This is a genomic window from Chitinophaga sp. 01L420, assembly GCF_056399985.1.
The window spans coordinates 1-13777 of record NZ_JBFTSK010000098.1; the positions used below are offsets into that span (position 1 = coordinate 1).

General features: G+C 44.0%; 11 protein-coding genes. 7 read left to right on the forward strand and 4 right to left on the reverse strand.

Translation table 11 applies throughout. The annotated features are described in order from the left end of the window. A partial coding sequence (locus AC1DP6_RS36100; RefSeq protein WP_477059246.1) for a Crp/Fnr family transcriptional regulator occupies positions 1-382 on the forward strand: 382 nt, incomplete at its 5' end. Between the two features lie 317 nt (positions 383-699). Here AC1DP6_RS36100 and AC1DP6_RS36105 read toward each other — a convergent pair. Next, positions 700-906 (reverse strand): hypothetical protein, encoded by a 207-nt coding sequence (locus AC1DP6_RS36105; protein ID WP_477059247.1) that lies wholly within the window; start codon positions 904-906, stop codon positions 700-702. A gap of 36 nt (positions 907-942) precedes the next feature. Continuing rightward, a complete protein-coding gene (locus tag AC1DP6_RS36110) occupies positions 943-1701 on the reverse strand; it encodes a hypothetical protein (RefSeq protein WP_477059248.1) in 759 nt (252 codons plus the stop codon). A gap of 572 nt (positions 1702-2273) precedes the next feature. Between AC1DP6_RS36110 and AC1DP6_RS36115 the strand changes: the two genes are divergently transcribed. Then, positions 2274-2984 carry a hypothetical protein gene (locus tag AC1DP6_RS36115; protein WP_477059249.1) on the forward strand — a complete coding sequence of 237 codons (711 nt, stop codon included), beginning with the start codon at positions 2274-2276 and terminating at the stop codon, positions 2982-2984. Positions 2985-3418: 434 nt separating this feature from the next. Continuing rightward, on the forward strand, positions 3419-4627 hold the full coding sequence (locus AC1DP6_RS36120; protein ID WP_477059250.1) for an alpha/beta hydrolase family protein: 1209 nt from the start codon (positions 3419-3421) through the stop codon (positions 4625-4627). Between the two features lie 69 nt (positions 4628-4696). On the opposite strand, the gene AC1DP6_RS36125 is transcribed toward AC1DP6_RS36120, so the two are convergent. Further along, positions 4697-5263 (reverse strand): immunoglobulin domain-containing protein, encoded by a 567-nt coding sequence (locus AC1DP6_RS36125; protein ID WP_477059251.1) that lies wholly within the window; start codon positions 5261-5263, stop codon positions 4697-4699. Between the two features lie 103 nt (positions 5264-5366). On the opposite strand from AC1DP6_RS36125, the gene AC1DP6_RS36130 reads away from it, so the two are divergent. From AC1DP6_RS36130 to AC1DP6_RS36145, 4 genes are all read left to right on the forward strand, one after another. Beyond that, positions 5367-5537: a SnoaL-like domain-containing protein gene (locus AC1DP6_RS36130; protein ID WP_477059256.1), complete on the forward strand. Its 171-nt coding sequence runs from the start codon at positions 5367-5369 to the stop codon at positions 5535-5537. A gap of 629 nt (positions 5538-6166) precedes the next feature. Further along, complete coding sequence (locus tag AC1DP6_RS36135; protein ID WP_477059252.1) at positions 6167-8437, forward strand: pentapeptide repeat-containing protein; 2271 nt, start codon at positions 6167-6169, stop codon at positions 8435-8437. A 27-nt stretch (positions 8438-8464) separates the two neighbouring features. After that, positions 8465-9784: a pentapeptide repeat-containing protein gene (locus tag AC1DP6_RS36140; RefSeq protein ID WP_477059253.1), complete on the forward strand. Its 1320-nt coding sequence runs from the start codon at positions 8465-8467 to the stop codon at positions 9782-9784. Positions 9785-9810: 26 nt separating this feature from the next. Next, the gene (locus AC1DP6_RS36145; protein WP_477059254.1) at positions 9811-13101 is read left to right on the forward strand and encodes a hypothetical protein; all 3291 of its coding nucleotides are present in this window, start codon (positions 9811-9813) and stop codon (positions 13099-13101) included. A gap of 347 nt (positions 13102-13448) precedes the next feature. Here AC1DP6_RS36145 and AC1DP6_RS36150 read toward each other — a convergent pair. Continuing rightward, positions 13449-13777, reverse strand: a 329-nt coding sequence (locus AC1DP6_RS36150) for a hypothetical protein (protein WP_477059255.1), incomplete at its 5' end; no start/stop codon positions are given.

The window sequence follows — 13777 nt, forward strand, 5'->3', positions numbered from 1 at the left end:
AAAGGCTAAATGGTTTTTCACAGAAAATGATGTTATCACATCTGTAAAAAGCTTTTTCCGGCAAACAGCCAGTGCAGATAAATTAATTGCCAAGGAGTCTACCATTTGCCTGGCCATTCCCTGGGAAAAACTGGAAGCCATATATGACACACATCCGGAGTTCAATAAAGTAGGCAGAAAACTGACAGAGTATTACTATGAGTTGGCAGAAGAAAGAGCCATATGGTTAAATAATACAGCAGAGGAACGCTATAACCTGCTGTTTCAGGAATACCCCAAATTGGCTAACAGGATCACGGATACAGAGCTCTCCTCCTACCTGGGCATTTCCCGCCAATATTTAAGCAAAATAAAAAAGCAACCCAGGAAAAAATGGCGTTAAATCCGTCCCCTGGGCTGATTAAAAATTGTCACATATATTAACAAACTTCTCAAAATAGCATTCTAATTTTGAAAATGAAAAAATAACCTTGCTACATTCCATGTACGCTCTAGAAATGTCTATCATTTATTAACCCTAAATAAAACGACAATGGTTATTAAAAAATCTCCCCGAAAAATCCGCCTGGCAGTTACCCCAAGAAGACTAATTACTTTCATGATTAAAAACAAGCTGTAAAAAAGCCCCCGCTAAATGCGGGGGCCTGGTAACTATACGGAGTTGTTGCAACTGTACTCAATACAGACAGCAAAGCGAGGCTACTCCTTTTGCACAGCAGCCTGGCTTACACCTGTCATGATGCTGCCTGCTACGGCGAGTACACCAGCTACATTTCCCACTATTTCAGGGAGCTGTATGGGTAGCCCTATCACTGCCGCTGCAAGAGCAGTGAGTATTAGACCGATATTACGCACCTTCCTAAAGAATGGTGGTGTGGGGGCTACTAATCGCTGAATTAATTCCATATAAAACTTGTTTTAAAGATGAAAAATTACATTCCCTTAAGCTGAGGCGGATACCGCCACCATCTTCATGGAATTGTATGAACCATTCGACAGTTTGTAAGACTTTCCATTTACCACCTGCACAAACTCAATGCTTAGTGCCAGGAACAATGGAAAGGTGCTGTTGGGAGAAATTGTGGCGGTAAGCGTAAGCGGGGCGGTATTATTACTATCCAGTATTAATACACCGCTACCGGCTTCTGCACTTTCATATTTTTCTCCTGTAAAGTCGATCCCACAAACGCCACATCTGAGAATGAAGTGCGTGGCACCATCAGGAGCTTCAACACCCTCTGTCGGAATAAATGGAGGTACTACAATGCTTCCTGTTCCCGCCACACGGTCAAGCGTGGCCGTTAGAGGCGCAAATAGCGACGTATCCATTACGCTGTTCATATTAAACTCAAAGTTCTCAATGAATCCAACCTCTCCATCTATGACATTACGTAAACCGCGATCACTTTTCGCATCGGCCTTTATTGCTTTCGAAAACTCCCTGGTGAGTCGGGTAGCTACCCCTTTATCCGCTACCCTATCAATCATATTACGGAAGCCCGCACGAAGCAATTTGCTGGCTTTACAAGCACGGCCAAACTCCTGGCCATTTTCCTTGGAACGTTGGAATAGAGGATCGGAAGAAATCCGCCCAACTGATACACCGGCTCTTTTTCTGACTGCATACCCACGTTTTGTTTTGTAAAACGATAGGTTCTCCATTGCGCCATTAAACTGGAGCAATCCATCTTGTTTACTCATAGTTAAAATGTTTTCGTTTAAAAAAAAGGCAGTTTTCATCGCTATGCCTTTTAAGCGTTCCATCTGATCAGATAGGCTGCACTTCGAAGTACAATGCGAAATTATTCACAGGCAAGTGTGTGAAAAAACGAAGGTTCCGCTCTTGCCGCTTTTTACCGGATTATGCCGAAAAACGTACCTCAAAGGATGGTGATATACACCAAAGACATTCAAAACATGTTTGGCAAGAGCGACCGCTCCGCCAGAATCCTCATGCAAAAACTGAGAAAAATGTTCAGGAAGTCGCAATGGCAATACATTTCAGTATCCGAGTTTTGTGAATACACCGGCTTGAGCGAAGAGGAGGTTAGAGAGTATCTGAAGGGGGCATAGTGTATTGATAGCTATATCAGGACGAGTCAAACAGCCGCCCTGCATGCACCCGATGCCATTTCCCATATGCTGGCCATCATTAGCTAAAAGTCATCCTGTTAACCGTAAAAAATACCATAAATTGCAGGTACATACGTACACCCTGATTGTCATTTTTTTCCAGAGAGTTCTTTTATTCATCAACACCCAATCATCTTGCTATGAAAAGAATCACCATGCTGTTGCTGGTAGGTACACTTTTGGCTGGAACGATGAAAGTCCATGCCCAAAACGCCACCACGCCACAAACAACAGAGAAGGCTTCCAAAGCAGAAAAGAAGAAAAAGAAACAGGCCACCAATAAGGCCACTGACACAAAAGATGAAGCTACAACCACTACCAAAAAAACAAGAACCAAAGCCCCTAAAGTCACCGCTACTGCTCCGGCAGACGCTACTTCCGCTACCACTTCAGATGCACCTAAAAAAACCAGGACCAGGAAAAGCAAGGAGGTAACCACCGCAGCACCAACAGATGCAACTGCCACTACTACAGATGCACCCAAAAAAACAAGGACCAGGAAAAGTAAAGAAGTAACGGCTACGGCACCCACAGCTGCGACTGCAGCTACCACCGCTACCGCGACGGATGCACCCAAAAAAACAAGAGTGAAAAAGAGCAGGGAGGCCACTACCCCACCTGCCGCTACCACTACCCGTCCTACAGTGACTGCGCCTGGCAACAGTGCTCCCACCCGGGCCACTACTACTAAAAAGCCCGCTACCGTAAATACGCCTGCACCCGCTAACACCAATACCAGCGATCAGGCAATAGGTACCGATGCCAAAGGTAGAACAATTTACCAGGGCCCACGCGGAGGACAGTACTACATTAATAAGAACGGGAATAAAACCTACTTAAAAAAGAACTAGCGTTTCTATGATAAAGAGATGAGCGAAGACCCGTGCAAACAGGGGCACTGGTCTTCGCTCATCTCTTTTATGTTTCCCTATCCCCGTCACTCGTTTATGAAAAAGGAGCCGGCTCCTTTTTGAATCAGTAAATTACCTACCTGGAAAATTAAGTCCATTATGACGGTAGCTTTTGTCATTTGCATAAATTTTCAATTCTTATTATCTTCAGTATCCCGGATTCATTCCAACAACAATAATTTCTATTTTCCTGCGGGCTATATTCAGGCATAATGCACGAGATTTGAATCTGAACTATTTTGATGACCATCCAGTGTGCTATTTTTTATTGAATCCTTGTTGCCCAATGAACATTTAAACACCTGGAATGTTAACCATGGAACTATCAAAATAATCACTCTATCTTAACCTCCAATCCTAAAAACCTTAAAATCATGATGCACCCCGTACTATCCAGAATTTCCTTTTCAGTATTGCTGGTTGCCGGCTTACTGATAACAGGATGCAAAAAAAGCGCTATTGATCCTGATAAAAAAGCGCATTTAAAACCCAGGGTTGAATTACTCAGAGAACAGGAAATAAAAAGAGAAAATCTTAATGCAAGGACCACATCAACTGTAAACGGGATTGATCCTAACTCCCTATGGACACATATTGTCAGTTTAGTGGTAGGAGTTTATAAGGTTACTTATTTTACGCCCAACACAGATGGCACAATGGTAGAAGCAAGCGGATTAATGATTTTACCGAAATATGCTGATCATGTTTCATTGATCAGCTTTGATAATGGAACAGTTATTGACCCAACACAGGCTGCCTCCAACTTTAAAGACGGTTCACTTGTACAAACCTGGGTACCTCTTATAGCTGCATTGGGATATGCTGTGGTGATACCGGATTATATCGGGTATGGAACCACTTCCAATTTACTGCATCCGTATCAGTATACTCCTTCGCTTGCCAGCACAACAGCCGATATGATTAATGCTGCTAAAGAAGTATTGGCAGACAAGCATATTAACTGGGATAATAAATTATACCTGGCAGGTTATTCAGAAGGTGGTGCTGCGGCTATGGCAACACACCGACTGATTCAGGAGCAGATTCCATCACTGCAAGTAACAGCATCTTCTTTTGGAGCTGGTGCATACGATGCTACAGAAACAGCCAAAGAGTGGCTGAACTCAGGTGCAGTTCATGATACTTTTTATATGCAAAGCCGGATATGGGTATTGCTTTCATTTAACAGAATTTATGGATTAAACAGACCCCTGAACAGTTTCTTTTATGAACCATATGCAACACAACTTACGAATCATAATCTTTTTACTGTTACGCTACCCACCAACCCTACAGATCTTTTGCAGCCATCATTTAAAAATGCGGTATTGAATGGAACAGATACTGCTCTTATTAATGCGTTGCACAAAAATGATATTTATGACTGGAAACCGGCAGCTCCTGTATTACTGGTACATTCCACTGCGGATGAACTGGTTCCTCCATTTAATACCCTCCATGCTTATAATGCCATGAAAAACAGAGGTGCAGATGTACAATATTTACCTATTCAGGATAAAGCGCATGCAAAAGCAATTCCTGATTATATTATTAATACGATGTTATTTTTCCTGGAGCATTAGTATAAAAAAACTGATTTCCTGCAGCAATGGCCGACAGTTAATGTTGGCCATTGCTTTTACAGCCAAAGACTATTCACAACTCCGAAACCAGGAAGCCTTTCCCACATAATAAGTGGTGGTAACTGCCGGACTAACCCTGTAATCAGGACCGGTGAATAACAAATTACCGCCAACAGCTGCATTATACCAATGGAATGTGGCATAAAGTGACGGTGGATAAAAAGCATGTAAAGTAGTACTATCAAATTTACAGATAGTTACACTGTCCGTACTTACACTGGGTGCACCGGCATGGCCGCCATAGATAAAGCCCATCTGAACACTATCCGACCGGCACCCTGTAATGGCGTTTACTGCCTGCACAGAAATATCTACCTGGGCATGTGTGACATAATTGATATCCCGTACGATAAAATTACCGGTATTCATTACCACATATGATGTATCTAAAACAAGCCCCTGAATACCACTATATCTCAGACGAACATTATAGTTTATACCCGCCTGGTAGTTTGATACTGCTATTGCCGTATTGCCACATACAACATTTACCGGAACAGTGTATACGGGGTCAGCTGGTTTGGGGTTAACAACTACTTTGACTGCTTTTCGTAAGCGTTTGCAACCATTGTCCAAATGTCATGTTTCCTTTTTTTGATTGGGTTAATTCAAATCAATTGAAGTGAAATTTTAAACTACCCTAAATCTATGAAGAAGCCAAGATATTACAATTACATTAATAGCCAGGTATGGCACTACTGTTTCAACACCATTGATTGCGGGTAATGTCATATCCTTTGTACTTACTATGGACATCAAACTGATTGACAAAGACCGTGTAAAGATGAATGAGCTTTGCGTATATCATGTAAAAGATGGTAAAATTATTTCAGAGCAGTTCTTCATGTGATAAAAGACAGACCGGCTAAATTATGAAGCGGCCTAAGTAAAATAATTAGACCGCTATCCTTTCTGTATATATAAGGTAAGCTATCTTAATTAAATAATTGTTTACTCAACATTTATTTCCAATACAAAAAAAAATATTTTTCGCATTGGAAAAGTTTTAATAGTTTAGTTTTAGCTTTTTGAGATATACTCAGTATAGACAGGAAGACAATCAAATGGTATAGCACTCCAGTCATAGATCAGCAAAGGTGCTATGACAGAAAAGTTACACCGGTTACATATCCTRAGAACTATTTTAAAACCCTCAAATAACCCAGTACTCCCATGACGGTATCCGTTTAATTCAGGCATCAGGCATATTTGTATCCTAATCTGCTGTATATGTTCAATACATAGCACACGGGATGTTAATGCCCACTAACCTGTAACGCTTAACAACAACCCATGTAATATCATTTTTTTCGGCAGCATCACAAGTTGATGCTGCAATGGAATATCCATGCTGCATCAGTTAATATGAATCACCTGATCTGACCCACTTTTTCTGCATCATACCCAGCTCCTCTCCTGCGGAATGTTTTAGCTGGCGGTTGTCATTTTTCCTGGGTCATATCCTATCATTATCATCTTATGAAAACCTTCTCGCTGTTTTTATTGCTAACGTTGTCGACGCTGCCTTTTAGTGGGCTGGCCCAGCATAAAAATCCTTCGAATAAACATCTTGATTTTTCGGGGAAAAATATGACTGATTATAATTTTACAACTATGTCCCAGGGCGCACTAATAGGCGCAGACTTTACAAATTCGACACTCAATGGCGCCCAATTTCAGAACATGGACCTGACAGGCGCCAATTTCAAAAATGCCACCATGCAGAAATCGGCAAAATCATACGTTGATCTATCTGGCACCATCCTCAATCATACCAATTTTCAAGGTGCAAAAATGCAGGACGCCAACTTGCAATACGCTGAATTTACTGCTACAGATTTTACAAATGCCCAAATGATAGGGGTACAATTTGGCCCATTCATGACCATCAAACCGTCTGCTGATTCTGCCCGGACAAAATTTGTGGGTACAGCCCTTGTCCTGGGCCAGTTTCCTCTTGCGCGGTGGTCTACCGCAAACTGGTCGTATACGGATCTTAGTCATTGCAGGATATCAGGCTTTAACGCCAAAACATTTTCTTTTGCTTCCAGGAATATTACCGGCGCCAAAATGCAGGGAAATGATTTTTCGCATTTTAATTTTAGCAGGTGTATTATGTCAAGTGCGGACTTGTCCAATGCTAACCTGAGTTACGCCAATTTATCAGGCGCTTTGCTATTCAATGCAAAGCTACGAGGTACCCGTCTGGTATTTGCAGATCTAACAGATGTCAAATGTTACACTGGCGCCAACAATAGTAACGCCGATTTTTCCGGGGCTACTATGAACAATGCCATTTTAGATCGTGGGAACTTTTCTGCTGCTTTGATGTCAGGCGCTTTATTGAGAGGTGCTCATGCCGATAGCTGTTCTTTTGATAATGCCTTTTTTAATTCAGCGGGAACTTATGGTGTTGCTGATTTTTCAGGTGCAGATATATCGGGATCTTCTTTCAATAAAGCCTCGTTAAACAGCGTCCGTTTTAACAATGTATTTGCTATCCGTACACAGTTTGCCAATTGYACAATGGCAACAACCGATTTTACGGGAGCGGTAATGCCGGGGGCCAGTTTTAACAATAGTTCGCTGCAAGGCGTATTGTTTACCAGCGCCATTCTCCAGAATGCTGACTTTAATACGGCCAAACTACTGGCTGACTCAGGTGCGGCTGGCGTAGATTTAAGCTGTTCGCAGTTGGGTGGAGCTGATTTTACCAATGCAACGGTTCTTTATGCTAATTTTGCAGATGCGGTTATGCTCCCCCCGGATTCTTGTTGCCAGAATCTGGATGGAACTCTTTGCGGTACTATTACTATTAATCAAAAACAGTATGGAGCAACGGTATTACCCAAATTAACCGCTCCCGTTACCTGCCCCAATGGTGAAAACGCCAAGTGTCAGGGCCAGCAATGGATTGTGCCCAACTGGAATACCGTTCATTGTAATTCACAACATACGGCACAAACAGTATGGATAAAACCGAATTGTGGCGGCGGCGTACAAGATACCGTGGGTACCATTCACTTCCCCGATCCCAACTTGAGGGCGGCTATTGTTCATGAGCTTTTTAATGGAGACAATACCAAGGTCATTACAGATTCGCTGGCCGTAAAGGTACTGACACTTAATTGTGCGGGGTATAACATCAGCAACCTGGAGGGGCTTCAGTATTTTAAAAACCTTCGTACGCTTAATCTAAGTCAGAATAACATTAGCGATGGCGGCTTATTGAGGCATTTGAAACAACTCGCTACACTTAAAGTTGCYAATAACAACCTGCCTTCTCTGGACCTTCGCGGCCTATTGAACCTGATCTACCTGGATGCTTCCAGCAATAAGCTCACCACCCTTCAGTTCGATGCAGACTGTTATCTGAATTTTGTTGATGCTTCTTATAATCAGCTTGGCCAGCAGGACTTTTCGCATCAGTATTATTTGAATTACCTGGATCTTTCTTACAACAAACTTACCAAAGTAGGTGATTTAAGCAAGCTAAAGGTGCTCACTGCCATTTTCCTCGAAAATAATTCCCTGACAACAATTGGTAATCTCGCTACTATCTATGACGATGGCAATGCAAATCTCACCTTTTTAAATCTGGCTTGTAATACCACCTTCGACTGTAGTAGTCTTGGATTAACTGATAGTTACGGACAACAGTTTTTAAATTCTTCCGAATGTGGTAAAAGTGATCCTGGTTGCAATACCAATCCACGTCAGGCCAATCAGGTAAAACCCGTGTTACGATAATACTTTATTAATTGTTAAACTTTTTTTATGAAAAGAGGAAGCTCCTGCAGGAGATTTATTAAAATAAAGCTATCCGGTTCCATACAAACAAATTTCTCGAATGCGGATTGCAGGCAAGCAGATTTTACCGGGGCTTCCCTTAAAGGAGCAGTGTTTAGTTATGCCAATACAAGTGCAACCAATTTCAATCAAACCAATTTAACGGATGCTTTTTTTGGATTAATAGAGATACGGGACTCGCTGAACCCTCAACCTCCCAGTTTTGAAGGAACGGTGCTGCCTTGTTCCCTAAAGCGTTTTTTCCGCGGGGCAGATTTGAATAAAGTGAAATTTTCTCCTTGTAAAACACCTGCACCGCGAATAACCAAGGCATCTGGTAAAAAAAGTACAGATACGGTATATCTATCTCTCGATGGTACAGATGATAATAGTTGCGGAACTTCCGGCCACCCCTGTAAGACCTTCAAGGCGGCTGTAGAGAAAGCGCCTGACAATGGAGTGGTGGCGGTGGGATATGGAAAGTATTATCCACCATTACCAATAGAGATTTCCAAAAATCTCACCTTTATCGGAGGCCTGGACCCTCAATGGCAGCCTACAGGAGGCCAAACATGGGTTGGAGCTGTTGAAATGGGCCTTCCAATATTTATTATCGACAATCCGGTAAACGTCAGTTTTGAAAATTTTATACTGAACGCATCTCCCCGATCAACCAGGATAGCAACCACTGTGCTGCAGGCATTTAAGGGAAGCACCATCACGATGTCCAATGTGAATTTAAACGGAGCCGTAGCAGCAGATGGATCAGATGGAGCAGCAGGTACCATGTCATGTTGCCTTATGTGTCATGGGGCCGACTATGCTAATTGTGGAGATGGAGGAGCGGCTAATGGCAGTGTCAAAGGCGATGCGGGCGTTTTTCCTTTTGGATGGCTCGGAACATCGGGAGGAAACGGCGGTACTGGTTCCTCTAATTCCTGCTATGCGCTTTGTGCCGGCGGTGGCGGCGCTCAGGGTGGTGCTTCTTTTTGTATTGTCCTGGTTGATGCTAAGCTGGTAGTAGACACTACTGATAAATTTGCTCCCGCCCGTGGCGGCAATGGGGGGAATGGTGGCTTTGGCGCCTACAGTGCAGGTGGTGGTGCAGGTGGCAATGGCGGACTTGCAGCAGGAATTGTGCTCAAAGGCAATAGTGCTACCGTTACGGGAACGCCTGTTCATTACCCCGGTACGGCCGGGAAGGCAGGAAATGGTGGCCCCAGCTCCTCCAATCCTAATAAAAACTGTTCAGGAAAGTCTGGTGCACACGGGCTTCCAGGCATTGCTGCCGACACGCTTACATACTGATCTTCCAAACTTTTAAAATATTTTTTATGTCCGTTGAACAAATGCAGTCTACTGCTTCCTCTCCCACCAGCAAAGCCACCACGGCCTATATTTTTCATACAAACCTTTCAGATAAATTGCCGGGGGAAGACTACTGGGTATATATTGCCGGAGAAAAACACCCCCTCATTGAACACACGGCTGAATCGCGGTCGAAAGCCAGGAAGGAACACCCTTCGCTGGCCCATTTGGAAGACAGCGCCCTTACACACTATACACCGCATCCGGTCCATATTCCACAAGGAACAGTGATACGGTATACCATCCGGCATCAAAATAAAACCAACACCCTTCCCGGCAAATCCGGTATCCATCATGTAGATATCCTGGCCGTTCCCAACGAGACAACCGGAAACGGCGCAATGAAAAATGAACAGCCAGGCGTCAAAGTAAAGCATAGTGATTACGGAACAACCGCCGAAACCCTGATACGTCATCATGGAGATCTTAACACAAGAGACACTACTATCTTCAACTACATCAGTGAACACATGGACCAGTTTAAAGCACCCATTACTTATGGTCTAATACAAACGCTTGCTGGTGTAATGGCTGTTGCCGGTCCTCCCACAGTTAACTCCGGATGGGCCAACTATCAGCCCATTGATACAGACGCCATGGGGCCACAGCAACTCCTCACCCCAACTACCGATACCATCAAAGCTGCCGGAGAGGCTATGACGGCCGTACAAGTCAGTACCAAGAACGATGCCCGTCTGAAGGGAACAAGCTGGACTTTACAGGAAGGCACCAGCGTAAAATCTGCCGGCGATAATGCAGAGATGGCAGCAGGTGTATACATGCCCGTTAGTCTGAAAACCCGTGCCGGAAAAGACGACCACTGGACAGCAGCCCTTGCAACTACAGACCCAACATATGGCCTTGAAACAAGTATGAAAGTGATCGACTCAGGTAAGCGCCAGGTTGAGATAACAATGACAAATACTTATATCCGTTGCCTGGCCGCCTATATCCAGTTTGTTGATGCAGATGATAATGCGATGAGTACACCAGACTGGCAACCCGATGATGGTGGCCTATCTGCCGAAATTGTTGCAGACCTGCAACTGGACTATGATGATTTACGGTTTATTGGCTGGATAAGTCCTATCGATACCATATTTGGCGTGCCGGATACTAAGTTTCCCGGAACGCTCACCGTAAAGGTCACTTTCCCCGAAGGCGCCGTTTCTGCTAATATTTATGGCTGTGGCCTGGGAACAGGCAAAAATCAGTATCCCAAGAGTGCCGTTATTGGCGGTGTAACAACCGCCATGTTGAATTTTGTGCTGCCTTCCATATTCATGGGTGTAGGCGTGGCAGGGCAAAGCTGGAAGCCAGCCTATGCTTTATTTAACGACTCAAAATTTATTGCAGCGGCTCTTGCCCTTGGGATTACCTATTTTGGCGGAGATTTTCTGTATGTGGGGCTTGTCGACAAAAAGCTTAACTGGGTTGAATTTTCTACGATCGGACAGATTATTTTCAGTAAGGCGGTTACAAAACTGTTGGTCTGGTGCGAAAAGCAAATCGTGGAAGGCGAAATAGAAGATGAAATACCCTTTGCCGGCTGGGTGATGGTCGCCGTAAATATCGCCGCCGATATTGCACAAATGTCGCAAACAATAGTAGAGGTGGTAGACAGCCCCTGGATGATTTCCAACAACATTTCCACCACCATTACCAGCACCCTCACGATCCATCCTGATCCCGGTCACCATACATTCCCTGCTGTCCCCTCAGGCGCAAAGGCCAGCTACGTTGCCAAAATGATATACCTGGATCAGAACCGTCCCAGCATTACTTCATCCCAGGTACCTCTTGATCCATCCAGCTATCCCACTACGTTGAGTGCCAGTTTCGAAAATACGCTTGGTGGCAAGGTTAAGTTCGAGGTAGATTTTTATATCGATAACTGGACCGCCGGTAAAGCTACTACCGGGGTGCTGGAAAACGATGAACAGCACACCGCCGACATTACTTTGTACCTGGTCCAGGTGCCCATACCGCTGAATAGCAAATCGGTTTACATTCATACAGCTATACTGGGTTATTCCGGTCAGTATAGTTGGATGCCGCAATCTTTACCTCCCACAGGAACGCTTTCCAATGCCGATAACAGTCAAACAGGGAATGCTATTTCGGAATGGATGGGCCTTGCCATCAGCCAGCGCTATGGTATGGTAGGTCTTTCCTGGAAAGCCGCCGGATTAGGGATTACAGATTGTTCCAATCATTCCGATGGGCAGCTCTATGCATTTCAGAATATTAATATTCCCGGAATGGATATGAATGCAGTAAAATTTCCTACCTGCGCATTATCTGGATTGTCGCATTTGATATATGATAGTTTCCCACCTAAATTCAAAATGGATAATGGGAATTTTGTATTAAAAAATAACCTGCCGGTTCCTGATCCGCAATCTCCTGATTTAGGCAACTACTACATTGACCCGCGTAAATCCTGTAACAGCGAAGATATCGGGAGCTGCCTGGATACCGGTGGCGGCTATCATTTACGTAAGGTCATATTGGATGATAACTCCCCGTCGTTTGATATGTCCACCGGCCAAAACAGTTATGGACGATTCCCTTATTTCCCGGACTCGGTCACCCTGCACCCCAGCAAACATATCATAGGTGTGAGTCAAAAATACTGTAAGATGATGATCACCCCTCTTCCAGATGATCCAGGGCTTGCCGACAACAATATTCCACTGGCCCGGGCTTTTGCAGGGAAGGCGCTGAACTTTAACGGAAGCGGCGGCAGGGCCGGCCTTCTTTTCACTCCCATTGCGGTCACCTGCTCTCATGATGGCACCATCCTCGTCCTCGAGCAGGTTGCCTCAAGTGGTTTTAATCTTGCCCGGATCCAGGCATTTGATCTGAATGGAAACCCCGTCAATTGCTTTTCCGGTAATAATGGCGCATCGCCTACCCTCAGCCTGCCAACCAATGCTACCTATCTGGATCTGGCAGCCGTGGGAGACAATTGCTCTACATTTCTGTTCGTACTCTACTACAACAATTCAGGCACTGCACCCGGCGATTACAATATGACCATTTATCAATATGGCAAAGGTGCTCCCGCAGGTAACCTGCTTGTCACCACACCGAATATTCCGGCGGCGAAAATCAATGTGGACATGTGGCATACGTTATACACGCTCAACTGGCAGATGACACAGGATAGTAGTGGCCACAATGCCGGTCCCGGTGCTGCTCCTGGCCGTACAGTGCCTTCCGTTAGTGAATGGTTACCGCCGATTCCGAAATAGAAATTTGGGGGTAATAAGGCGGTTAGACCACAGTTGTGGTTACCTTATATAAGAGGCCCTTGCTATTCGCAAGGGCCTCTTATTTTTGAATAAAGTTTTTCCTTTGCCTCAAAGGCATCGATCACAGCGATTATATGATCTTTATGAGCAGGAGAAAGTTTTTCCAGTCTGGAAAATTGTTGCATTAAATTAGCTGGTATTGTGCCTTTTTCCAGCTCGCCGAACTCCTTATTCTGCAACTCTTTCCGATTATACTTGAATCTGTTCTCCGCGTAATTCGCCCTCCTCAACGCACTCGAACTAATCCCCACCATTGTCAGCCCAAATGGATAATAATGCGCTTCCTCCTATTTCTCCAGCGTCCTAAGTCTTTCTTGCAGTAAGTCCGAAAAAGATTTATCCAACAATTCAATTCGATAGTAAACTAACCCATTACCAAAATCGGGTTGTCTCCCACACTTTTCAGTGATTCTTCTGTCTCCATAATTTAAGATATATTTTATTGCTTTAGCACTTTTAACCCTATCAACAATTTCCTTTCTTATGAGCAAAGGCTTATGAATATTCATCCAATACTTTTTCTCATAGTCTAAACAAGAGTTTCCTAAAAAATAGGGCAATGGTGAACTGGGATACTTAGTAATATTGTTTATTGAGTCAGCGCACGCTCTTATGT

What these genes read in the sequence shown, in the direction of transcription:
- AC1DP6_RS36145 (WP_477059254.1), top strand. Translation starts at nt 9,811, where the DNA reads ATGTCCGTTGAACAAATGCAGTCTACTGCTTCCTCTCCCACCAGCAAA.
- AC1DP6_RS36140 (WP_477059253.1), top strand. Translation starts at nt 8,465, where the DNA reads ATGAAAAGAGGAAGCTCCTGCAGGAGATTTATTAAAATAAAGCTATCC.
- AC1DP6_RS36115 (WP_477059249.1), top strand. Translation starts at nt 2,274, where the DNA reads ATGAAAAGAATCACCATGCTGTTGCTGGTAGGTACACTTTTGGCTGGA.
- AC1DP6_RS36120 (WP_477059250.1), top strand. Translation starts at nt 3,419, where the DNA reads ATGATGCACCCCGTACTATCCAGAATTTCCTTTTCAGTATTGCTGGTT.
- AC1DP6_RS36110 (WP_477059248.1), bottom strand. Translation starts at nt 1,701, where the DNA reads ATGAGTAAACAAGATGGATTGCTCCAGTTTAATGGCGCAATGGAGAAC.
- AC1DP6_RS36105 (WP_477059247.1), bottom strand. Translation starts at nt 906, where the DNA reads ATGGAATTAATTCAGCGATTAGTAGCCCCCACACCACCATTCTTTAGG.